We start from the raw sequence: 23,175 nt of genomic DNA, 5'->3' as shown, positions 1-23,175 counted from the left end.
TCCACGTGAAAACATAGGAGGGAGAATTACAATGAACGCATATACCAATTTAAAATATAAATTCCAGGCAGAAACAGCCGAAATCGGGGTCATCGGTCTCGGCTATGTAGGGCTGCCTCTCTGCATGGAGATGGCAAAAGGCGGGTTTACGGTATACGGCATCGATCTCGATTTCCGGAAGGTAGAGTCGCTTCAAAGCGGCCAATCGTATATTCAGGACGTTCCGAACGAAGAAGTGGCGAAAGCGGTCGAGTCCGGCCGGTTCATTCCGACCGACGACTACCATACCGTTCAAAGGCTGGATGCGATCTCCATTTGCGTACCGACGCCGCTCAGTGAAAACCAAGACCCGGATACCTCTTATATTCAAAGTGTTGTCCGGGAAATTAAGAAAAATCTCAAGCGCGGAGCCCTGATCATCCTTGAGAGCACGACCTATCCGGGAACGACGGAGGAGCTCATCCAGTTCGAGCTGGAAGCACAGGGACTCAAGGTGGGCAAGGATTTCTTCCTCTGCTTCTCGCCGGAGCGGGTCGATCCAGGTAATCCCAAATTCAACACCTTTAATACGCCTAAGGTGATCGGTGGTACGACGGAAGCATGCATCGACCTCGGCGTCACCTTATACAGCCATGTCGTGAAGGACGTCGTACCGGTCTCCTCGCCAAAAGTAGCGGAGATGTCCAAGCTGCTGGAAAATACGTTCCGCAGTATTAACATTGCGTTCATTAACGAAATGGCCATGATGTGCGACAAGATGGAGATTGACGTCTGGGAGGTCATTAAAGCGGCGTCGACGAAGCCGTTTGGCTTTATGCCATTCCATCCGGGGCCTGGCATCGGCGGTCACTGCATCCCGCTGGATCCGATGTATTTATCGTGGAAAGCCAAGGAATTCCGCTTCTACAGCAAGTTTATCGAGCTGGCGCAATCCATCAATGATAATATGCCGGAATATGTTCGGTATAAGGCTTCGCAGGTGCTCAATATGTATACGAAATCTATTCGCAATTCGAAGATTCTTATTTTAGGCATGGCGTATAAGCCGGATGTAGATGATCTCCGTGAATCGCCGGGACTGGAGCTGTACGAGCTTCTTCGGGAGAGCGGAGCTCAAGTGGACTATTACGATCCGCATGCCGTTTCATTCTTCGATAAAGTTGGGGATACGGTACAATCCGTGAACTACGATCTGTCCGCTTTTGCCGAGTATGACTGCATGGTGCTGATCACGAATCACCGCAACTTCAATAGCCGTGAACTCGTGGAACTGGGCGTGCCGATCATCGATACGCGCAATGCATTTGCCGACGTCCAAGGGGACAATATTTATAAATTAGGTACAGGTATTCGCAAGCAAGAAGTGAGGATCGCCGTAGGCGTTTAAACTCATCCTAGAAGAGAGAGGAGATAACAACGATGTGTGGCATTGTAGGGTATATAGGAAAGCGAGATGTACAGCCGATTCTACTGAACGGATTAAGCAAGCTGGAGTACAGAGGGTATGATTCCGCGGGGATCGCGGTACTGGTGCAGGATCAGGTCAAGATTAGCAAGGCGGAAGGACGGCTTGCCAACTTATCGGTTCAGCTGGATAAACAGCCGTTGATCGGATCGATCGGTATCGGGCATACGCGTTGGGCTACGCACGGCAGACCGTCGGATGCCAACTCCCATCCGCATACGGATATGTCGGGTAAATTTACTGTCGTGCACAACGGCATCGTGGAAAACTACATGGAGCTGAAGAAAGAACTGGAGGATAAAGGCGTCACCTTTACTTCCGAGACCGACACAGAGGTGATTGCTCACTTGCTTGCCGAGCATTATGAAGGCGACATCTACATCGCCATGCTTGCGGTCATTCAGAGATTACAAGGGGCTTATTCGCTTGGTGTCATGACGGAGTACGAGCCGGATAAGCTTGTTGCAGTCAGACAATCGAGTCCGCTTGTGATTGGTGAGGGTCAGGGAGAGTACTTCCTTGCATCGGATATCTCGGCTCTAATTGAGCATACCCGTAAGGTTTATATTTTGGAGGATGGCGATTTGGCTATCCTTACGCAGGAGGGTATCTCCATCACGAAGGTCGAGACAGGGGAGCCGGCGGCGTGTAAGCTGCTGCATATCGATTGGAGCGCGGATCAGGTGGAGAAGGGACCGTTTGAGCATTTCATGCTGAAGGAAATTCACGAACAGCCGTTAACGCTGCGGAATACGATGCTCGGGCGCATCAACGACCAAGACGAAGTGAGTTTCCCGGAGTTGGCGCACGCAGCAGGCGAGTTTCAACAGGTGGATAAAATCTTTATCGTGGCTTGCGGCACCGCTTATCATGCCGGACTTGTCGGCAGCACGGTCCTTGAGAAGCTAACGCGAATCCCGGTGCAGTGCGATATCGCATCGGAATTCCGATATCGTGACCCGATTATCACGGAACGAACGCTCGTCATCGTCGTGAGCCAATCGGGGGAAACGGCGGATACGCTGGCTGCCCTGCAAGAGAGCAGAAGGCAAGGCGCTAAAGTGTTGGCAATTACAAATGTGCCAACCAGTTCAGTTGCGCGAGATGCGGACTATGTCATCGCAACGAAGGCCGGACCGGAAATTGCAGTGGCATCCACGAAAGCGTACACCGCTCAGCTGCTCGCCTTCTATTTGTTCAGCATTTACTTGGCCCAGGAAAGAAAGACGCTGTCTGATGAGCTTCATACGGAGCTGATCCAAGGCTTGAAGTCGCTTCCTGTTCAGGTGGAGAAGGTGCTGGAAAACGCCAACGAAGTGAAGCGGTATGCGGAATCGATCAAGGATGCGGACAGTCTATTCTTTATCGGTAGGGGCTTGGACTATGCCGTTGCGCTTGAGGGTTCTCTCAAATTGAAGGAAATCTCTTATATCCACTCGGAGGCTTATGCAGCCGGAGAGTTAAAGCACGGTACATTGGCGCTGATCGAGAAGGATACGCCGGTGATTGCGCTAGCTACGCATATGGATCTGTACGAAAAAACAGTTAGCAACATTAAAGAAGTCAAGGCCCGTGGAGCCCATGTCATGGGGATTACGGTAGAAGGCAATGTGGGGCTGCTGAATAGCGTCGATGAAATCTGCTTCATCCCGCCGACCCTCCAACTTCTGGCACCGATATTGGCTGTCGTGCCGCTTCAGTTAATCTCTTATTACGCCTCCCTGTCTCTGGGGAACGATATTGATAAACCGCGAAACTTGGCCAAAAGCGTGACGGTTGAATAACCATTCAGAGGGGAGTTGAACCACATGGAAGCATTCGCTATTCTGTTAGCTGCAGGCAAAGGTACACGGATGAAGTCGGAGCTGCCCAAAGTGCTTCATCCCGTCGGAGGCGTGCCGATGATCGGCCGCTTGGTGGGCAAGCTGGAAACGATGCCGATTACCCGTATTGTGGCGGTGATCGGGCATCGGGGAGAACTGGTGAAAAAGTGCTTGGGAACGCGGGTTACCTACGTCCAACAGGAGATTCAGCTTGGAACGGCACACGCCGTTCATCAGACGGAGCCTCTGCTCCGTAAACGCAGCGGGTCTACCTTGGTGCTGACTGGCGATACGCCACTCATCCGACAATCGACCATCGAACGGCTACTTGCCGCCCAGCGGGCAAACATAAGCGCCGGTGTAGTGCTAACCGCGATCGTTCAGGATCCAACCGGCTATGGAAGAATTATTCGAGATCCTGCAAGCAGCGAGGTTGTCGATATCATTGAAGAGAAGGACGCGACGCCTGAGCAGAAATTGATTAATGAAATTAACACAGGGATTTTCTGTTTCGATAATGATAGCTTGTTTCAAGCGCTCCCTGGCATTACCAATGATAATGCGCAGCAGGAGTACTATTTGACCGATATCGTGAAGGTGATGCGACAGGCCGGAATTTCCGGGGGCAAGAAGCGATTTGAGGCCATCATCCTCGAGGATCCGACAGAGGTGATGGGGATTAACACTCCTGAACAATTGGAGGAGGCAAATCGTGCCTTTTATGAACACATGGGGATTTTTGCATAACAAGTCATAGGGAGGAAAGCTAATATGGGAGCTATTTTCGGTACGGATGGCGTCAGAGGGGTTGCCAACCGCGAGTTAACGCCAGAGTTGGCTTTTGAATTAGGGCTTATTGTTGGTTACATGCTATCCCGCAGCTGTGGAAGTATTCGGCCTACCGTCGTCATCGGACGGGATACCCGCATCTCCGGGCACATGCTGGAAGCAGCTTTGGCTGCCGGGTTGTTATCCACTGGGGCGGATGTCGTAAGACTGGGCGTACTACCGACGCCGGGTGTGGCTTATGTCACACGGCACTCAGGTATAGATGCAGGGGTGATGATCTCGGCATCTCATAATCCGGTGGAGGACAACGGGATTAAATTTTTTGGCAGGGACGGATTCAAAATGCCGGATGCGTGGGAAGCGGAGGTAGAGAGCCGCCTGGAGGGTGACGAACATTGGATTTCCCGCCCTACGGGAGCAGGAATTGGCACCCTGCGTGATGATCCGCAGGGCGCGCAAGACTATGTGAGCTACTTGAAGTCGACGGCTACGGCGCCGCTGTCAGGCTTCAAGATCGTGCTTGATTGCGCGAACGGGGCTGCTTCCTTGCTAGCTCCGCAGCTATTCACAGAATTGGGTGCAGAGACCATTCTTTTGTATCATCAGCCGGACGGTTTAAATATTAATCAGGATTGTGGCTCAACGCATCCGGAGCATCTGCGTAAGGCTGTGCTGGACCATCGAGCCCATGCGGGGCTCTCGTTCGACGGTGATGCGGACCGGTTGATTGCGGTTGATGAACGGGGCGAAATTCTGGACGGGGATCACATCCTCTATATCCTTGCCGCTCGTCTGGCCAAGCAGGGACGGCTGAGGCAAAACACCGTCGTTTCTACCGTCATGAGCAATCTTGGCTTTCATCAAGCGCTGCAAACCATCGGTCTTAACTCGTTAAAGAGCAAGGTCGGAGACCGGCATGTCATGGAAGCGATGCGGATAGGCGGGTACAACTTGGGCGGTGAGTCGTCCGGACATATCATTTTACTGGATGAATCGACGACAGGGGATGGCTTGTTATCGGCTGTTCAGCTGCTGCAGGTCATGCTTCAAGAAGGAAAACCTTTGTCGGAGCTCGTGTCCCCTGTCGTAAAATACCCACAGCTGGTGGTAAATGTACGAGTGATGAATAAATACAAGCTGGAAGGCAATCGCCGAATTGATGCCGCAATCCGTCGGGTGGAAAGTGAGATGGCCGGTCGAGGCCGTGTATTGGTGCGGCCTTCGGGCACGGAATCACTGGTGCGTGTGATGGCGGAAGGACCGGATGAAAGGGAGTTGTCCGGTTATATTGAAGGCATTGTAGAGGTGGTAAAGGAAGAGCTTGAATATAGCATGGTTTAATCCGTTAGTCCCTATGAGAAAGATGATTGTATGCTTGGTCCTTGTACAAATTTTAACAAGTGGTCCTTTGTTTCTCCCGGCATACTCTCTTATCACTGAGCTTGGGGTGGAGGTCAACGGGGAAAAGATTGCCTTTACGGATGTCCAGCCTTACATCGATGAACAGACAGGTAGTACGATGGTGCCGGCTAGAGAAATTGCCGAAAAACTAGGTGCTGAAGTGGAATGGGATCGTTCCCTGGAACAGGTGACCTTTCGCAGTCAGCACGCTACAACATTATTAACCATTGGTCAGAAAGTTGCTTCGGTTGATGGCAAGCAGGTGGAATTGGACTCTCCCGCTGTCCTTAAAAATGACCGAACCATGGTTCCGCTGAGAGCTGTTAGTGAGAGCCTCGGAGCCGATGTCGATTGGGTGGGAGAACGGAATTTGGTACTGATAACTTCGGCGGACAAAGCGCAAAGGTCCACTTGGATCTGGGACAGCAAGTTAATTGAGACGGATGGTGACCGCATCCTCCAGTTTGCGGCGGACCAAAAACTGACTTCCATTTATGTGCGCTATGAAACGTATCCAGGTCAAGACGTTTATCGGAATTTCATCCGCAGAGCGAGTGGTCAGGGCATCAAGGTTGAGGCGCTGGCCGGCAAATCAGATTGGATATATGAAGATAACCATATTTATATCCGGCAATGGATTGCAGCGGTTACGCAATATAACGCTTCGGTAGGTGCGCTAGAACGCTTCCAAGGCTTTCATTTTGATATTGAGCCCTACACATTGGACATGTGGAAGAACAATCAGACCTGGGTGCTCGAACGGTGGATGGATACAATCAGATTCATTGAATCGGAAGTGAAAAGCTCTGATCGCAGCATGACGATGGCCTTCGATATTCCCTTTTGGATCAACAGCTGTACCGTTCCGGGATCCAGCTACTCCTTTAGCGCTTGGCTGCTGGAAAAGGCGGATACTGTCGTCATTATGGCTTATCGTAATACGGCACTAGGCAACAACGGCATCATTGCCAGAGCCAAATCCATTATTTTAGAAGCAGCTACGCTGAAGAAACAGGCAGTCATTGCAGTGGATACGTTGCCCAGTACGGAAGCCGATTATACGACCTTTTATAAGTCCAACTCTTCGCTTATGGAGTCGGAATTGAAACAGGTCAAGGAAAGCCTCTCCCTTTATCCGAGCTATATCGGCATCGCTGTCCATGATTACGTGAGATGGATCGAGCTATTGAACGCTAATCGTTAAACGGGTTCGATGAACAAGAAGGAGGAGGATGCAAAATGAAAAAAGCAGGTTTGGTGATCACTCTGTTGGCTAGTGCGGCGCTCGGCGTCTCAGGAGTGGCTTTTGCTTTCGCAAGTGGCCATGAGACGGCTGGAACCTTTCAGGAATCGTCTTTACCGGGAGGAGGACTTGAGGTCCCTCATAATGATCGGATTCATCTTTCTACCGATAAGCAATGGATCTCCTCGGAAGGCCATTTGTCGGATCTCATTCGGCTGCAGTGGACGAAAGACCGAGCGAAGCCGGCCATCGCTTGGCTGGATGAGAATGGAAAGGACAAGGCGGCTATCATTGCTCATGCCAAAGCGAATAACCCGGAGCAGCACGATCATAATCATATGTCGTTCGAAACGACGATGTCACCTGACGGCAAAAACGCAAATGAGCTGTTTACGCGTCTGGAAATTCCGTTCGATCAGGATGTGGCCGAAATTCGCACGCATTCCTCTAATTTCAATGTAATGGACGGGATTCTACGGATAGCCGGAACCGGTGGCGTCAATCGTGATCTGACTTGGGCCAAATCGGATGATGGGAATGTGACGACGCCTCGCTGGGCGATGCGTGCAGATACCTCCGAGGAAACAGGAGGAAATGCCGGCTCCAATCTGCAAATTATCCGTTATTCGGATGACGGTAAAGCACTCGACAACCCGTTAACGATTAACCGCAGCAACGGCAATATCGGTATTGGAAATTCGGACGCCAAGACCAAGCTGGACGTCAGTGATGACAGCATTCGCATCAGGAAATCTATGACGCCGGCTTCGTCTACTGCCCCCGGAGAAGTGGGGCAGATGGCATGGGATGACGGGTATGTATATGTTTGTGTAGCACCTAATACATGGAAAAGAACGGCACTATCCTCGTGGTGAAAATAACTCCTTTCTTTCCGAAACATTCAAAGCATTTAGCCTCGACGACTCATTTTTCATTCATATTAGTTCAGAAGGTAAAGCCCTCTATTTCATAGAGGGCTTTTTTTGAGCGATAAGCGGAAAATGCCTTGTATGACGCGGGGGCTGACGGCATTCAACGCGCTTCCAAAGCGGCTTTTTGACACATTTCTTGAAGGTTGTTATGTGGTTTCTATTATGCAATATAAATCATACAACTTCGAATACCCCCTTAAAATGTAAATAATTTCAGAAGTCTATGAGAGGATCATAGAAAGGTGTGAACCGCTTGTGACTTGGAAAGTGTTGATTGTGGATGATGATCCGAATGTGAGAGAAATCATCCGGCTCTACTTCCGTCAGCAGCTTATCGAATTAATCGAGGCCCCAGATGGCGTCTCGGCCCTGACCATGTTAGCGGAAGTTAAGCCTGATATCGTGATACTAGATGTGATGATGCCCGGACTCGACGGTTATGAAACGTGCCGGGAGATTACCAAGCGTTATGATGTGCCGGTCATTATGTTGACGGCGAAGAACGATGAGTTTGATCGGGTGCTGGGTCTTGAGTTGGGCGCCGACGATTATATGACCAAGCCCTTCAGTCCGAGGGAGCTGGTGGCGCGCATTAAAGCGATTTTTCGCAGAATGCAGAAGGGACAGTCGATTATTGAGGTGGATGCACCCGTCCAATATGAGTTTGATAATTTAGTCATACATGTGAACCGCCGAGAGGTGCTCTCGGGGAGTATGAAAATTGACATGCGCCCCAAGGAGTTTGAACTGCTCGCATTTTTTGCGAAATCTCCGGGCAGCGTGTTTACAAGAGAACAGCTGCTGGAGCAGGTGTGGGGATATAATTTTTTAGGCGATATGAGAACGGTGGACGTTCATATTAAAAAGCTTCGTGAAAAGCTAAGTACGTGCCATCATGTTTGTATTCATACGGTCTGGGGAGTGGGCTATAAATTTGAGGTAGCAGCATGTACCTAAATCCAAATAAAAGCATTCTCCGCAAAATGTTGACCAGCTCCATCGTTACGGTGCTTCTTGGGCTATGTGCGGTAGGAATCGTTATTTCGTTGTTTGCCAAGGATTATATCGTCAACTCCAAAAGTAATGAGATGATCCGGCAAGCCAAGCAGGTTAATCTCGCCATTCAGAATCAGACGGAACCGAATGATAGATTTAAGGAGCAGCTGCGTTTTTTCGATCAAGCCTTTGATTCGCGTATTTGGATATTTGACTTGAACGGAAACATCGTTACTACATCTTCAAAGGATGAGGTGAACGTAGGCAAGACCGTCAGCACTGAAGTTGTAAAACAGGTCCTGAATGGTGAACCCGCCATATGGAATTTATCCGAAGGTTCTAAGGAAGGCATGCTTTCGATTGCCGTCCCATGGGGAAAAGACAACGACGTATACGGTGGTATTGTACTGCATTCGCCTCTTAAAGGGATGAATGAGACCATCGCGCAGCTTAGAGAAACCATCCTTTGGGTTACCTTGCTTGGTATATTCTTTTCATTTGGTGTATCCTCCTATTTATCCTGGTCCATTACCCGACCCATCCAACAGATCGACAAGGCGGCAGCCAAGATTGCCGTCGGTGATTACAGTGAGAGAATTCAAATAGATTCCAAAGACGAGATTGGTGAGCTGGCGACAACCATTAATCACATGGTGGAGCAACTTGCGCGCGTTGATCTGGAAAAGAGACAGCTGAATCAGCTGCGGCATGACTTTTTGGCTAATGTTTCCCATGAGCTGCGAACGCCGCTTACGGCGATGCAGGGTTTTTTGGAGGCGCTTCAGGATGGTTTGATCGAAGAAGGAGCGCGGGAAAAATATTACGAGATCATGGTTAACGAAACGCTTCATATGAACCGGCTGGTCGATGATATTACCGATTTAATGAAGCTGGAAAATAAGGAAATCGATCTTGTGTGGTTGGCGGTCGATGTTCAGGCGATGCTGTCCAAGCTGTCCTTTAAATTCCAACCGGAAGCAGAACTCCGCGGGACGGTTATTCACTGCCTTGAAGATGAAAATTCGCCACAAGCTCACGCTGATCCGGATCGACTGGAACAAATTTTTAATAATTTGATCAAAAATGCAGTTAAGTTCACCGAGAACGGAACGATAGAATTGAAGGCGATGGCGGTTCCGTCGGAAGGGTGTGTCCTCATCACGGTAACCGATACGGGAATCGGTATATCACCGGAGGATCAAGGGCTCATCTGGGAGCGCTTCTTCAAAGTGGAGAGAGGCAGACCAGTGAAGCATAAAGGCTCATCCGGCTTAGGGCTCGCCATTGTGCGAGAGCTTGTAGAGCTTCACAATGGAAGCATTCGCGTGCGAAGCGAGCTAGGGATGGGAAGCGCCTTTGAAGTCAGAATTCCGCTTTATGACAGCCGTCAGTATGTGCGGCCGTTGGTAAATTTGGATGATGTTGGATAACTCGTGTCTACCTATCCTACCTATCGCTAGAACCCAACAATCCATTAAATAAATAATGCATGAGCCTCCATCTCCTTCACAAAGGGTTGGAGGCTCTTTACTTAAGCAGGCGTCCTTGCAAAATTCGAGCTTCTTAGACGAGTTAAAAAGAATTCGCGCCTGCACAGTGGAACTATCTATATCAAATGTTCTAAAATATCGAGAGAAGCTCATTCGAAGATATGACCTTGAACAATTCCCTCGTGGATAAAATGGGAGTTTATGGACCTGGCTGCGCGTTCTTCCTAGATCGCTATCTTCCCACTTCAGCCGGCGAAGGCAGCTAATTTTATTTTACGTTGTCCAAGGTTGACAATGGAACGGATAGCTAATAAATGAGATGAATTGGGATATTGAACAGTCCTGATTTCCATAGAGAGGTTTATGATATGATCAATAATTTTTGGCGCGAATTGCCACGACCTTTTTTTGTATTGGCTCCCATGGAAGATGTAACGGATGTTGTGTTTCGTCATGTCGTGAGCGAAGCGGCAAGACCCGATGTTTTCTTTACGGAGTTTGCGAACACGGAGAGCTATTGTCACCCGGAGGGGAATCACAGCGTTCGCGGGCGTTTGACTTTCACAGAGGATGAACAGCCTATCGTCGCACACATATGGGGAGATAAGCCGGAATACTTCCGGCAGATGAGTATCGGCATGGCGAAACAAGGGTTTAGAGGTATCGATATCAATATGGGCTGTCCTGTAGCCAACGTTGCGGAGAATGGGAAAGGAAGCGGCTTGATCTGTCGTCCTGAAGTTGCAGGGGAGATCATTCAAGCAGCCAAAGTCGGAGGACTGCCCGTAAGCGTAAAAACAAGGCTGGGTTTCAGTGCTATAGACGAATGGCACGATTGGCTAACCCATATCTTGAAACAAGATATCGTTAATCTATCCATTCATCTGCGCACAAGAGAGGAAATGAGTAAAGTAGACGCTCATTGGGAGCTAATCCCGGAGATTAAGAAGCTTCGCGATGAGGTGGCACCGGATACGCTGTTGACCATTAACGGAGATATACCTGACCGTGAAGTCGGGTTACAGCTCGCACAACAGTATGGTGTAGATGGAATTATGATCGGGCGTGGTATATTCAATAATCCTTTCGCCTTTGAGAAGGAGCCGAGGGAGCATAGCAGTGGGGAATTGCTTAACCTTCTACGGTTGCATCTGGATCTCCATGATCACTATTCAGCACGGGAGCCGCGTCTGTTTAAGCCTATGACTCGCTTCTTTAAAATCTATGTCCGTGGATTCCGAGGAGCTGGCGAATTAAGAAATAACTTAATGAATACGAATTCAACGAGTGAAGTGCGTGCATTGCTCGATGAGTTTGGAAGCAAGTAATTGTAAATTGGTGATATAATAAGGCGGTAGTTGCAAGTTGTTAAGTAAAGAATGATTTTATTGGAGCAAGGGGGGCATTAATATGCTTCAAAACATGATAGATGCCATAGATAATGAAGTAATTGAAGATGATGTTTATTTAAGCTTAGTAAGCTTTGTAGTTAATGGAAATAGTATAATACTCACTCTTGAACTTACCTATCAGGATGATGAGAACGTACTTCAAAAATGGGAAATTCAATGCAATGATTTTGGTGAACACAAACTTGAATTGTTTTACTTTTCTGATTTTAAGGTTTTAGATGAACATGTATATTTGTGGGACTACAATAAAGACTATTTTGAACTTTATTTCAATGGACATGTAAAAGATAGCAAGAAGATAATTGGAGAACTTTACATTGCCCATAGAGATATTACAAATAACCTAATACCTTTTGGAACATATATGAATGGAAATATAGATTGGTTATTAGGATTTGATTTAGGTTTGTTCGCGAAAGCCCCAGTAAATCTTATTAAGGAATATTTTAACGTGCTGGAGGATAACGGTTTAAAAGGCACATTACTTCCAACCAAAAGTGATAAACAGTGGAACGGTAAGCAAACAGATTACAAGGTCTTAATTTTTGGTGATTCGTATGTGGTTGCCAAAGAATTTATTGCAATTCAACTAGATAATAGTTAAATGCACGATTTTATAAAGAGAGGGTATGGTTTCAATCAGGGAAGTGGACTCTTATACCTTATGGATTGAAGCAGAAAATTGGGCTGAAGGAGAATGGGATGAGCTTGACTCTAACACGGATGTGATTGTTAACTTTCCAGATGCGTCAAAATGGATTGCTTCTTTTTTTACCTATAAAAATATGAATACACTCGTTGAAAAGAACATAAAAAGTGGCGAGTGTTTGCAGGGTAAGTACTACTGGTCAAGCGACATGATATTTATTCAAAAATGCAGTAGAGATTTAATTGAAGAAGTGATCGATTACCTAATTGAGGAAAATATCTTTTCAACTCTATTTAGGAGAATTCATCCAACTGACTTAGAAGGTGATTCAATATTTTTAGGGAAAGATTGGACAGAGTTATCGCTTCATTTTGGGATTATTGGTGTGGAATATAATGGTGAGAACGATGAACAAATACTTATTAAGACAAAGAAGTTCTTAGAATCCATAATATTGACTAATAGAGAAAAGGAAATAGCAGATGATATTAGACAGTTTCTGAAGATGCTTTATCATAACACCGATGGATACAAGGAAAGTTCGTCTATTTGGAAAAGTATGTTGGAGATGGAACACGATTATAATCTGATAAAGTACACAATAAGATTGCTTGATTGTATGTCGAAGTAGATTAATAAAGAGAGTAATCAGTCAAACGTCTAATTCATGTTAACTGTGATATAATGGTAATAAGCGTAGGGAGGGGACCAACTTGAACTTTGGTAAAATAGATATATTAAAAAATGAATTAGATAAATTGCGTCCTCTACCAGCGGCTGCTGTACGAAATTTGGAGCAAGTTTATAGGGTCGAATGGACGTACAACTCTAATGCCATTGAAGGTAACACATTAACACTTTTAGAAACCAAATTGGTTTTAGAAGAAGGTTTAACAATAGGTGGTAAAAAACTGCGTGAGCATTTTGAAGTCGTTAACCATTCAGAAGCAATTAATTACGTACAAGATGTAGTAAATAGAAACATGGAATTGACTGAATATGTCATAAAATCAATTCATCATCTAGTACTTAAAAATATTGACGATGAGAATGCAGGGCGATATCGGATGATCAACGTTTTGATATCAGGCTCTGAGCATATCCCTCCAAACTTTTCAGTGCTTGCGGAGAAAATGGAACAGTTAATTCAATGGTATGATGAACACAAAGATAAATTGCACCCAGTTGAACTAGCAGCGGAATTTCACTTCCGTTTTGTATACATCCATCCATTTTCTGATGGTAATGGCCGTACAGCACGGCTTTTAATGAATTTAATTTTAATGAAATACGGATTTCCACCAGCTATTGTTAAAGCTGCAAATGATGCTCGTTTGAAATATTATGAAACTTTAGAATTAGCAAGTATGGGGAAAAATTTAGAACCATTCGTACAATTAATTGCCGAATGTGTTGAGGAAAGTTTGAAAAAGTACATAGGTGCGGTTAAGTGACTTAGGGTACTAAATTTATATAAATTGTCTAATAGCCAGCGAAGGAACTCGAGCCCTTCCCTGGCTGTTTTTAATAAGGGAACATGTATTTGGTGACAAGTAGTAGTCAAAACTTTAAGCTTGGTAACACTGTTTATATTATTGGTGAAATGGTAGCGTTATTTTATAACGGATGAGTAGGTGAAATCTATGAAGGTATATATTAAAAGAGGTTTTGATAACGAAATTGCCAATCATAATTTTTACGCGGCTTTTGATGGGTTTAAACAAATGGGATTTGAAATTCAATATTTTAATGAGATCAACGACATATCAGATCATAACAAGGAAGATATCATTGTTGGTTATGTTGATGATGTTAGAACAGTATTCTCACAGTATAGAATAGTCCCGCCCGAAATTGATTATCCAGAAGAATTACAAAGCTACTTGGGTAGGAGAATTTGGAAGTCCAAACTAAGCTTAATAGCAAACAACCCTGAGAAATGGAACGTATTTATCAAACCGGTAGAGGATAAAAAGTTTACTGGAGCTGTAATTAGAGGTACTAAAGATTTAATGGGGTGTGGTGTATACGGTGAAGACCCGGAGATTTTTTGTTCAGAAGTAGTAAATTTTGTGGCAGAATGGAGGTGTTTTGTTAGGCACGGTAAGATTTTAGATATCCGTCGGTATAAAGGGAATTGGAGAGTACACTTTGATTATAAAATAGTTGAAAATGCTGTATCGCAATTCACATCTGCTCCTCACGGGTACGCTATTGATTTTGGACTAACAGATAAGGGAGAAACGTTATTAATCGAAGTTAACGACGGGTATGCGTTAGGGCATTATGGATTATTTTCTTTAGATTATGCAAAGTTACTATCGGCACGATGGGCGGAGTTAACCAATACGATTGATGAATGTAATTTTTAAGCAAGTAATAATTGGGTACATATAAAAAATTGGTGGCAAAATCTCTCCTAAACTAAGGCCTCAGCGGACTACAACAGACTCTATTAAACTCTTGATTTCCCGCATACCGTTCACGTAGAATAGGTGGCGTTGTTGACCTATAACGTTTAGCAGGCTTCTACACAACAAAACCCAGCCTTTATGAGGGCTGGGTTCTTTAGTAACCAATTAATTTGATTGAGCAGAGTACATTTCCATCTTTTTAAGATCAATGATCATTTCACCGCTTTTTAATAGGTCGAGACCAATCAATCCGTTAATATGAGTAATCTCTTCATGAAAAACACCAAAATCAATAGGTATATCTGTTAGAATTAATGAGCCTAATTGGATGTGGTCGACACGTTTTTGAAATGAATACTCGTCTCCGCCGATACCAAAGCTTCGTACAAGCTTGTCCGATTTGCATCTTACCGGCCTCTGTAGAAAGCATTTTTTCTAATTTCTATAGTAATCCGATCTTGACCTGTATGATAAACAATATTATTTTGTCTGCACTGTAAAAGTTCTTTTGTTGCCTCATCGGGATCTGCAATAGCTTTAATCAATGCGACTTCATCAACGTACTGAATGCTTTCTTCTGTATGGGAATTCAAAATTTCGAGAAGGACGTATTGATCAGGGTAAATATTGCGGACTTCCTGCCATTGCATAGTAATCACACCTCTCCATTTGTATTAACCTTCTTAATTATATCATACTATCGGTTTTGTTGGCTTTTCTCAGGTACGGAAACGAGTCCCACTCCCCTCACCTCTATACTAGTAACCTACTCTGTGAGCGATTTTCTTCCTTTTTGAGGAAACGTATTACAGTTCTCAACTCAGCAATGAGTAAAGTTTGTTAAACTTCGACTACTTATACTAAAAAACTCGGCCTCCTCTCCCAACGGTAAAATACCGAAGGAAGGGTACCAAGTTTTCTTGTCGCTTTTATTCCAGATTGGCATGATTCTTAAACATAGTCGCACCTTGAAGTTCTTTTATCTCCATAAGGCTTAGTACGACCGTATCCAGCAGCAGCAGGAGGGCTTGTTCGAATAAGCTTCCCATAGGCTGCCTGGAGCTGCCCGATGTGCTTTCTTTGGTAGAAGCGGGAATGCGTACGACCGTAGAAGATAATGTACCTAAGGTTGATTCTGATACAATTGTAATGGCAGCAACCGAGGCTCCTGTGCTTTTGGCTTTGGATGCCATTGCCGTCAAGCTTTTGGTCTCGCCAGACCCTGACCCAACCAGAAGCAGGTCACCTTGGGTAATACCTGGGGTTATGGTCTCTCCTACCACATAAACACGGAGTCCCATATGCATAAGTCTCATCGCGAATGCGCGCATCATCAGCCCAGAGCGTCCTGCTCCTGCTACAAAGATCGTTTCAGCTGTTAAAATCTGATGAGCAAGCTCATCAATCTCATTTGGTTGAATACCTTGAAGTGTGCGCTCCAGTTCTTGAAGAATAGAGGATACAGATTGCAGCGTACTCATTTCCATTATCTCTGTCTGATCAGTTGATGCATTTGAGCTGCAACTGCTGGTTTGTCTTCAACGCCGGTAATACCGCCGCCTACGATAACCAGATCAGGCTGTGCGTGGATGACTTCAGGCAGTGTCTGAAGTTTAATGCCGCCAGCGATTGCTGTTTTTGCCTGTTTTACGACACGCTTAATTGTAGCCAAGTCCTGAAAAGAGTTTTTACCCTCTGCTTGATGGTCGTAGCCGGAATGTACACAGATATAGTCAACGCCAAGGTTGTCGATTTCTACTGCACGTGCGGCAATATCTTTCACATTAATCATATCAACCATGATTTTTTTGTTTTGTTTCCGAGCTTCTTCCACAGCGCCTCTAATCGTGGAATCATCGGATACACCAAGCACGGTAATGATATCAGCTCCTGCTTCGGAAGCTTTCATCACCTCATAACCGCCGGCGTCCATGATTTTGAGATCGGCGAGTACTTTAAGCGATGGGAATTCTGCTTTGATTTCTTTAACGGCGCGAAGCCCTTCGTTGATCACAACTGGAGTTCCAATTTCCACGATATCGATATAAGGCGCTACCTCTTTTATAAGTTGTTTTGCCTCAGGGATGTTGACCAAGTCGAGTGCCAGTTGAAGTTCCATATAATGAAATGTCTCCTTTAGATGAATTATTATTTTAGGGCTGAGTTCATAGTAGGACGATACCGAAATTTATGGAAGTACGCACTTTCAAGTAAGTCTGTATCCTGTAGGATACTGTAAAGCGCAAAAAAGCAGACTCCATGCGGAGTCTACCGGTTTGTAATAGATATTTGCCCGTTTATTTTTCAGTAGATTGAAGTGGTATTAGCTCAGAATTAGAGGTTCTGCCGAGCACTTCTTCGCCATAATTTTTCCCCCAGTTGTACATCAGCTTAAGAATCGGGACGAGGCTTTCTCCATATGGAGTCAGCTTATATTCAACCTTTGGCGGGACAACCGGATACACGGTTCGCTCGACAAGCTGGTCTTCTTCCAGTTCGCGGAGCTGGTTGGTTAAAATCTTTTGCGTGATATGGGGAATGAGCCTCTGAAGCTCACTAAATCTCTTAGTACCGTCGATGCCCAGATGCCAGAGGATAATAAGTTTCCATTTGCCTCCGATTAACGCGAGAGTGAGTTCTTTCTCACAGTTAATTTGATCAATTTCAATTCTTGAACGGATATCTTTCGCCAAAGTTTAAGCACCTCCACATTCCTATAGTGTCACAATAGATTACAGGATTATAGGGCACATGTCTATGGAAGAAGATGTCGAGTATTATTCAGGAAGATTGGGGTTTGCTAGATGAACTCCGAACTGAGAAAGCAGTTGTCGCAGAGTATCCTCTGTGATGGCTGCTTTTTCTTTTAGGGCTCCGGCCACATAATATCTGACAAAAAGGGAGAAGTCGAATGGCAACCAGCGCTGAATTTGCAAGAAAGATTGTTGATAATGATCGGATACATCGAGATTGTCACCATTAAAATCCCCCAGCGATGCCAACGATGATTGAGTCAAAGGCGTAAGTCCTATTTTGCTCAGAATTTGCTCAGAACGGTGTGCTATGGTTAATGGGTATATGACAAAAAAATACACAATGCGACAGAATTAATAACTGGGCCTTGTGCAAAGGATTGGGGATATCAATGAAGAAAATATCTGTGTTTCTCATCATGGTTGCCATGTTATTTGTTAATTGTTCCTTTGTATCTGCTGCTGTAAAAACGGGGTGGGATATAAGCGCTGCTCGTGGCGTGGCGGTTGACGCAAGCGGTAAAATATACGTCGCGGATCTGGGGAATCATCGGGTTCAGATTTACAATAGTGACGAAAGTTTATATAAGACGCTTGGTGTTAAAGGCGCAACCGGTTCAGACAACAGCCACTTTAACTCGCCGAGGGCAGTTGAAGTCGAGAGGACGACAGGGGATATCTATGTCCTAGATAGTAACAATAATCGTGTACAGGTGTTTGACGCGCAAGGTAACTGGTTGCGAACTATCGCGCTGCCGCCAAATGCTAGCCCATCACCAATACCCGAAGCAATGACACTGGATGGCAATGGGCATCTATTCGTGTCAGATCAAAATATTAATATCGTATACCGATTTGACCTCGATGGGAGCAATAAGATCGTCGTTGATTCTTCCGGGGTTAGTGGAAGGCCTATGGGGCTGGCCGTGGATGATTCAGGAAATCTGTACGTCTCACAATATAATTCTCAAGTTGTGTTCAAATACCAATATAACTCAGGTTCGGGTACGTACTCAAAAGTGAAAACGATGGGGGCTCTGAACGCTTCAGGTACAGACAATAGCCACTTTAATGGTCCTTGGGGTTTGTACACGGATAGCAGCAACCGACTATATGTTACAGACCAGACTAATAAACGCGTGCAAGTTTTTAATAGTGACGGCAGCTATGCGTTAACATTGTCCGATACAGGTTTTATAACTCCGCATGATGTAGCTTCAGATAGCAGTGGGAATGTTTATGTGTTGGATAGAGGGGCTAATAAAATATTTTTATTTAAACCGCAAGAAACCTCTGGTACAGCACTTGGTCAAAACATCGTTCCGACTTTTATAGGTAGTATCACGACCCTGACTGTCGATCAAAATTCCGGTGCTGCCGATATTGCAAGCTTATTGCACGCCAGCGACACGGATCTCGGCCAGATCGTGACATGGACAGCCAGTACTCCACCTTCCCATGGTACACTGAGCATCACCAATGTGACAGCAGCCAGCGGTGGTGCTGACATCGCTCCAGGCAACCCGATTACGTATACACCGACAGCGGGATACTCCGGTACCGACAGCTTTACGGTACAGGTAAGCGACGGAGTCGGAGGAACGGTAACCCGTACCATCTCGGTGAACATAAGAGGGCAGGTTGCAACGCCGACAGCCAATCCGGTAAGCGGCGCTACGGTGGCGAACAACAGCAAGGTGACTTTGGGATCCGCAACAAGCGGAGCGACGATCTATTACACGACCGATGGCACGTCGCCAACGACGGGCAGCACGAGCGGAACAAACGTGACGATCAGCGGCGGTCCTGGCGCAACCGTAACTGTCAAAGCGATAGGGGTAAAGGCAGGTAGTTTGAACAGCAGCATGGCAACGTTCACGTATACGATTCAAGCTCCTGCGCCAACAAACTTGACGGCAGCAGCAGGAGACGGCCAAGCGACGTTGAGTTGGACCGGGGTTCAGGGAGCAAATACGTATAGTGTTTATCAAGGAACATCTAGCGGTAGTTACGATTCGATTCCAGTGGCAACGGTGAACGGTGCGCCTTATACGGTAATGGGATTGACGAATGGCAGCACTTATTACTATGCAGTCAAAGCCAATTACGCAGGAGCAAGCAGCGGCTACTCTAACGAAGCCATTGCAAAGCCTAAATCAGGCGATGCGAATTTGAGTGGCATGGCATTATCGAGAGGTACGTTGAATCCGATATTTTCGCCGAACATGACCAGCTATGAATCAGATGTAACGTACGACGTGACCAGCGTTACGGTAACGCCGACGGTATCCGATCTCGGCCATGCTACGGTAACGGCGAGCGTTTACACCAGCAACGGTGATCTTAAGGGCGGACCGTTTACTTTGACGAGCGGTACGGCTTCTCCTGCGATTACCCTGGACGAAGGAAGCAACGTGATTAAGGTAGTTGTGACAGCGCAAGATAGCACAACGAAAACGTATACGGTGACGGTGTCAAGGGATTCCGCACCTGCGCCGACCAATTTGACGGCAGCAGCAGGAGACGGCCAAGCGACGTTGAGTTGGACAGAGGTTCAGGGAGCAGTTACGTATAGCGTTTATCAAGGAGCAGCTAGCGGTAATTACAATTCGATTCCAGTGGTTACGGTTGGCGGTGCGTCTTATACGGTAACGGGATTGACGAATGGCAGTACTTATTACTATGCAGTCAAAGCCAATTACGCAGGAGGAAGCAGCGACTACTCTAACGAGGCCATTGCAAAGCCTAAATCAGGCGATGCGAATTTGAGCGGCCTGGCATTATCGAGAGGTACGCTAAATCCGATATTTGCGCCGAACATAGTGAGCTATGAATCAGACGTAACGAACGACGTGACCAGCGTCACGGTAACGCCGACGGTATCCGATGTCGGCCATGCTACGGTAACGGCGAGCGTTTACACCAGCAGCGGTGATCTTAAGGGCGGACCGTTTATTTTGACGAGCGGTACGGCTTCTCCTGCGATTACCCTGGACGAGGGAAGCAACGTGATTAGGGTAGTTGTGACAGCACAAGATAACGCAACGAAGACGTATACGGTGACGGTGACCCGCGTTGGGAGCAGCAATGCGAACTTGAGCGGCTTGAGTCTGTCGAGCGGGTTGCTGAGTCCAGTGTTTGCATCGGGTACGACGAACTACAACGCGACTGTGCCTAATGATGTATCAGTTACCACAGTCACCTACAATACTGCTGATAGCCATGCAACTGCGGATTTACGACTTAATGGAGCTTCGGCTAACAATCCAGTTAATCTGACCGTGGGCTCAAATATCATTAGTGTTGTTGTTACTGCGCAGGATGGAACTACGAAAAGCTATTCAGTGACAGTTACACGTGAAGGTTCAAATAACGCAGTCTTAAGTTCGCTGAACTTAAGCGGCATTACGCTAGATCAACCGGTAACAGGAAATGTTTATGCGTATACCGCGACCGTGCCTTATGAGGTTTCTGTTACTACAGCTACGTATGCAACTACGGATAGCCATGCCACTGTTGCTTTGAGTTTAAATGGAGCACCAGTTAATAATCCGATAAGTTTACAAATGGGCTCAAATATCATTAGTTTTGTAGTGACTGCTCAGGATGGAACGGTGCAAACCTATACAGTCAATGTTACACGGGAACCCCAACGGGTTGTTAATATTTCAGTGTCCAGTGCTAGCGAAACCATGTACGTCGGAGACTCACTACAATTTAGTGCAAGTGTAACTCCTGACAATGCAACGGACAAAACACTTAGCTGGTCGGTAGTTCCAGGTACGGGGGCGGCAACAATCAATGAGGATGGTTTGCTCGTTGCAACTCAAGTGGGTATGGTTACCGTTCAGGCAACTGCACAGGATGGTTCCGGTATTGTAGGAAGCAAAGTTATTACGATCTCTAACAGATCTACTAGCGGCGGTAGTCATTCTGATTCTCATACAGACACTCAATCGCCGTCTGCACCTGTACAGACTCCTGAACCTGCTCAGACACCGGATTCGACACCAAAACCTGCAACAGATGTGTTTAGGTCAAATGTAGTAGAAGGCGACAATAATGTTGTTAAGAACATAGAAACACGGATTCAGGAAGCTAAAAAAGACCCGACTATAGCTAATCTTTCGGACACTAAAGGACATTGGGCAGAAAAGACAATTGATATTTTCGTAAAACTACATGTGATTGAAGGTTACGACGATGGTGCGTTCAAGCCGAATGGTGATATCACACGCGCTGAATTCGCAATGATTCTGAGCCGGGTATTCGATATCAATGGCGGCGACAATACTAGCACTGTCTTGAAGGACGTTGGCAGCCACTGGGCGAAAGGCGCAATCGAGAAATTTGTAAAAGCAGGGGTAATCAGCGGCTACGAGGACGGTACGTTCAAGCCTGATAAAACGATTACTCGCGAAGAAATGGTAGTCATGTTGTCCCGCATAGTAAACCTTAGCAACGTAGCGAAGGACACTTCCAAAGGCAATTTCAATGATTTGGAGGGGGCTTATGCAACAAATGAGATTAAAGCTGAAGCGCAGGCAGGAATCATTAGTGGTAAAGCGGATGGGAAATTTGATCCCAAAAATAATGCCACACGCGCTGAAGCTTTGCAGATTATATTGAATACGCTGAAGCTCAACCCGCAATTGAAGACGTTATTGGATTCGTTTAATAAAATAGGAATTTTCACTCTTAAGTCCGAGAAATCGGGCTTTTTTACTTTTCCATGTATTGACAATGGCGCGTAAAGCTATATAATAACAATTAGATATTAACAAAATGTTATTAACAAAACAAAAACAACAGGTGGCTAAGATGACAGAAATAATCATGAGAGACCGCAACGGGTTGACGGAGCGGGAATTTTTGCAAAAATACGATGCCAGTATATATGAACGTCCTTCGGTTACCGTGGATATGCTTATTTTTACTGTTTTTGATAAAGATCAAGATAATTACCGGAAGCTGCCCGAGAAGTCTTTGCAATTGTTACTCATTAAGAGGGGAGAGCACCCTTATTTGGGTCAATGGGCATTGCCAGGAGGATTCGTATCTGTACGTGAAAGCATTGAAGAAGCCGCGCAAAGAGAATTGAAAAGCGAAGCCAATATCGAGAACCTCTATATGGAGCAGTTATTTACATGGGGCGACGTGGGGCGTGACCCGAGAACGCGGGTCATCAGTTCCTCTTATATGGCGCTTGTGGACCGGACGTCTCTAGATGTTAAGGCAGGTGACGACGCAGAGGATGCGCGCTGGTTTGAAGTCAAACATCAAGTTTTTCAAGAGAAAAAAACGGTTCTGGAAGATGGTTACGAATTTGAGCGAATCATAAAAATAACGCTGAACCATGAAACGGAGCTTCTAGCCGCAACGGTGAAGATAACGACGATGATTACTGGTCGGACGAGGAGAGTCAGCCGCGAAATTGTCGAGTCGCAGGGGCTCGCTTTTGATCATGCCAAGATTATTGAATACGCCGTAGAGCGGTTGCGCAATAAAATCGAATACACCGACATCGCGTTCCATCTCATGCCTCCGTTATTCACGCTGTCAGAGCTTCAACAGGTTTACGAAGTCATTCTCGGAAAAGAGCTGCTTGCTGCAGCATTTCGAAGAAAGATAGCGCCTATGGTTACAGAGACGAATGAATTTACAAAAGATGCCGGGCATCGCCCCTCCAAGCTTTATCGTTTTAACCCCAATTGGGAGAACATTTAACCATGCGAGGACGGATTTAATATGGAAAAGTTCACTTTTTTCTATCCCAATTGTACGAGTTCGCCAAGGAAAACCAATGTT

The 23,175-nt window shown here is 46.0% G+C and carries 20 protein-coding genes; 15 read left to right on the top strand and 5 right to left on the bottom strand.

What is annotated here, in order from left to right:
* Positions 1-31: 31 nt before the first annotated feature.
* The 13 genes from GON05_RS00320 to GON05_RS00260 all read left to right on the top strand — a co-directional run bounded on the left by GON05_RS00320 (position 32) and on the right by GON05_RS00260 (position 14,572).
* Positions 32-1,387, top strand: a complete 1,356-nt coding sequence (locus GON05_RS00320) for a nucleotide sugar dehydrogenase (RefSeq protein ID WP_157317277.1) — start codon at positions 32-34, stop codon at positions 1,385-1,387.
* A 32-nt stretch (positions 1,388-1,419) separates the two neighbouring features.
* Complete coding sequence (gene glmS, locus GON05_RS00315; protein ID WP_157317276.1) at positions 1,420-3,249, top strand: glutamine--fructose-6-phosphate transaminase (isomerizing); 1,830 nt, start codon at positions 1,420-1,422, stop codon at positions 3,247-3,249.
* A gap of 24 nt (positions 3,250-3,273) precedes the next feature.
* The gene (locus GON05_RS00310) at positions 3,274-4,035 is read left to right on the top strand and encodes a sugar phosphate nucleotidyltransferase (protein ID WP_127455607.1); all 762 of its coding nucleotides are present in this window, start codon (positions 3,274-3,276) and stop codon (positions 4,033-4,035) included.
* 24 nt (positions 4,036-4,059) lie between these two features.
* Positions 4,060-5,418 carry a phosphoglucosamine mutase gene (gene glmM / locus GON05_RS00305; RefSeq protein ID WP_157317275.1) on the top strand — a complete coding sequence of 453 codons (1,359 nt, stop codon included), beginning with the start codon at positions 4,060-4,062 and terminating at the stop codon, positions 5,416-5,418.
* Between the two features lie 13 nt (positions 5,419-5,431).
* Positions 5,432-6,682 carry a copper amine oxidase N-terminal domain-containing protein gene (locus GON05_RS00300; protein WP_157317274.1) on the top strand — a complete coding sequence of 417 codons (1,251 nt, stop codon included), beginning with the start codon at positions 5,432-5,434 and terminating at the stop codon, positions 6,680-6,682.
* A 35-nt stretch (positions 6,683-6,717) separates the two neighbouring features.
* Positions 6,718-7,596: a hypothetical protein gene (locus tag GON05_RS00295; RefSeq protein WP_157317273.1), complete on the top strand. Its 879-nt coding sequence runs from the start codon at positions 6,718-6,720 to the stop codon at positions 7,594-7,596.
* Between the two features lie 312 nt (positions 7,597-7,908).
* On the top strand, positions 7,909-8,610 hold the full coding sequence (locus tag GON05_RS00290; protein WP_309492681.1) for a response regulator transcription factor: 702 nt from the start codon (positions 7,909-7,911) through the stop codon (positions 8,608-8,610).
* Complete coding sequence (locus tag GON05_RS00285) at positions 8,601-10,079, top strand: sensor histidine kinase (protein WP_157317272.1); 1,479 nt, start codon at positions 8,601-8,603, stop codon at positions 10,077-10,079. Before GON05_RS00290 ends, GON05_RS00285 begins: the two co-directional genes overlap by 10 nt.
* A gap of 428 nt (positions 10,080-10,507) precedes the next feature.
* A complete protein-coding gene (locus GON05_RS00280) occupies positions 10,508-11,467 on the top strand; it encodes a tRNA dihydrouridine synthase (RefSeq protein ID WP_157317271.1) in 960 nt (319 codons plus the stop codon).
* Positions 11,468-11,549: 82 nt separating this feature from the next.
* Positions 11,550-12,155, top strand: coding sequence for a hypothetical protein (locus tag GON05_RS00275; protein ID WP_157317270.1), 606 nt, complete (start codon positions 11,550-11,552; stop codon positions 12,153-12,155).
* Between the two features lie 25 nt (positions 12,156-12,180).
* A complete protein-coding gene (locus GON05_RS38740; RefSeq protein WP_181646662.1) occupies positions 12,181-12,831 on the top strand; it encodes a hypothetical protein in 651 nt (216 codons plus the stop codon).
* Positions 12,832-12,913: 82 nt separating this feature from the next.
* Positions 12,914-13,654 (top strand): Fic family protein, encoded by a 741-nt coding sequence (locus GON05_RS00265; protein ID WP_157317269.1) that lies wholly within the window; start codon positions 12,914-12,916, stop codon positions 13,652-13,654.
* A 189-nt stretch (positions 13,655-13,843) separates the two neighbouring features.
* On the top strand, positions 13,844-14,572 hold the full coding sequence (locus tag GON05_RS00260) for an ATP-grasp domain-containing protein (RefSeq protein WP_157317327.1): 729 nt from the start codon (positions 13,844-13,846) through the stop codon (positions 14,570-14,572).
* 449 nt (positions 14,573-15,021) lie between these two features.
* Here the strand turns inward: GON05_RS00260 and GON05_RS00255 are convergent, their stop codons facing one another.
* The 5 genes from GON05_RS00255 to GON05_RS00235 form a co-directional block, all read right to left on the bottom strand.
* Positions 15,022-15,264, bottom strand: a complete 243-nt coding sequence (locus GON05_RS00255) for a hypothetical protein (protein WP_157317268.1) — start codon at positions 15,262-15,264, stop codon at positions 15,022-15,024.
* A 279-nt stretch (positions 15,265-15,543) separates the two neighbouring features.
* Positions 15,544-16,095, bottom strand: coding sequence for a 6-phospho-3-hexuloisomerase (gene hxlB / locus GON05_RS00250; protein WP_157317326.1), 552 nt, complete (start codon positions 16,093-16,095; stop codon positions 15,544-15,546).
* Positions 16,096-16,100: 5 nt separating this feature from the next.
* The gene (gene hxlA / locus GON05_RS00245; protein WP_157317267.1) at positions 16,101-16,733 is read right to left on the bottom strand and encodes a 3-hexulose-6-phosphate synthase; all 633 of its coding nucleotides are present in this window, start codon (positions 16,731-16,733) and stop codon (positions 16,101-16,103) included.
* A gap of 178 nt (positions 16,734-16,911) precedes the next feature.
* Entirely contained in the window at positions 16,912-17,307 is a 396-nt protein-coding gene (locus tag GON05_RS00240; protein ID WP_157317266.1) for a winged helix-turn-helix transcriptional regulator, read from the bottom strand.
* A gap of 84 nt (positions 17,308-17,391) precedes the next feature.
* Entirely contained in the window at positions 17,392-17,631 is a 240-nt protein-coding gene (locus GON05_RS00235; RefSeq protein WP_181646661.1) for a hypothetical protein, read from the bottom strand.
* Positions 17,632-17,759: 128 nt separating this feature from the next.
* Here GON05_RS00235 and GON05_RS00230 point away from each other — a divergent pair, with 128 nt between their 5' ends.
* Both GON05_RS00230 and GON05_RS00225 read left to right on the top strand, forming a co-directional pair.
* On the top strand, positions 17,760-22,121 hold the full coding sequence (locus tag GON05_RS00230; protein ID WP_157317264.1) for a cadherin-like beta sandwich domain-containing protein: 4,362 nt from the start codon (positions 17,760-17,762) through the stop codon (positions 22,119-22,121).
* A 67-nt stretch (positions 22,122-22,188) separates the two neighbouring features.
* Entirely contained in the window at positions 22,189-23,094 is a 906-nt protein-coding gene (locus tag GON05_RS00225; RefSeq protein ID WP_181646660.1) for an NUDIX hydrolase, read from the top strand.
* Positions 23,095-23,175: the final 81 nt, after the last annotated feature.

This window comes from Paenibacillus anseongensis, from assembly GCF_009757995.1.
Taxonomy (GTDB): Bacteria; Bacillota; Bacilli; order Paenibacillales; family NBRC-103111; genus Paenibacillus_E; species Paenibacillus_E chondroitinus.
This window is presented reverse-complemented; position numbering and strand designations above follow the sequence as displayed.

Excerpts from the sequence above, each read along its gene's own strand:
- GON05_RS00230 (WP_157317264.1), top strand. The coding sequence starts at position 17,760 with ATGAAGAAAATATCTGTGTTTCTCATCATGGTTGCCATGTTATTTGTT.
- GON05_RS38740 (WP_181646662.1), top strand. The coding sequence starts at position 12,181 with ATGGTTTCAATCAGGGAAGTGGACTCTTATACCTTATGGATTGAAGCA.
- glmS (WP_157317276.1), top strand. The coding sequence starts at position 1,420 with ATGTGTGGCATTGTAGGGTATATAGGAAAGCGAGATGTACAGCCGATT.
- GON05_RS00300 (WP_157317274.1), top strand. The coding sequence starts at position 5,432 with ATGAGAAAGATGATTGTATGCTTGGTCCTTGTACAAATTTTAACAAGT.
- GON05_RS00285 (WP_157317272.1), top strand. The coding sequence starts at position 8,601 with ATGTACCTAAATCCAAATAAAAGCATTCTCCGCAAAATGTTGACCAGC.
- GON05_RS00225 (WP_181646660.1), top strand. The coding sequence starts at position 22,189 with ATGACAGAAATAATCATGAGAGACCGCAACGGGTTGACGGAGCGGGAA.
- GON05_RS00275 (WP_157317270.1), top strand. The coding sequence starts at position 11,550 with ATGCTTCAAAACATGATAGATGCCATAGATAATGAAGTAATTGAAGAT.
- GON05_RS00295 (WP_157317273.1), top strand. The coding sequence starts at position 6,718 with ATGAAAAAAGCAGGTTTGGTGATCACTCTGTTGGCTAGTGCGGCGCTC.
- GON05_RS00280 (WP_157317271.1), top strand. The coding sequence starts at position 10,508 with ATGATCAATAATTTTTGGCGCGAATTGCCACGACCTTTTTTTGTATTG.
- GON05_RS00260 (WP_157317327.1), top strand. The coding sequence starts at position 13,844 with ATGAAGGTATATATTAAAAGAGGTTTTGATAACGAAATTGCCAATCAT.
- GON05_RS00320 (WP_157317277.1), top strand. The coding sequence starts at position 32 with ATGAACGCATATACCAATTTAAAATATAAATTCCAGGCAGAAACAGCC.
- glmM (WP_157317275.1), top strand. The coding sequence starts at position 4,060 with ATGGGAGCTATTTTCGGTACGGATGGCGTCAGAGGGGTTGCCAACCGC.
- hxlA (WP_157317267.1), bottom strand. The coding sequence starts at position 16,733 with ATGGAACTTCAACTGGCACTCGACTTGGTCAACATCCCTGAGGCAAAA.
- GON05_RS00310 (WP_127455607.1), top strand. The coding sequence starts at position 3,274 with ATGGAAGCATTCGCTATTCTGTTAGCTGCAGGCAAAGGTACACGGATG.
- GON05_RS00255 (WP_157317268.1), bottom strand. The coding sequence starts at position 15,264 with ATGCAATGGCAGGAAGTCCGCAATATTTACCCTGATCAATACGTCCTT.
- hxlB (WP_157317326.1), bottom strand. The coding sequence starts at position 16,095 with ATGAGTACGCTGCAATCTGTATCCTCTATTCTTCAAGAACTGGAGCGC.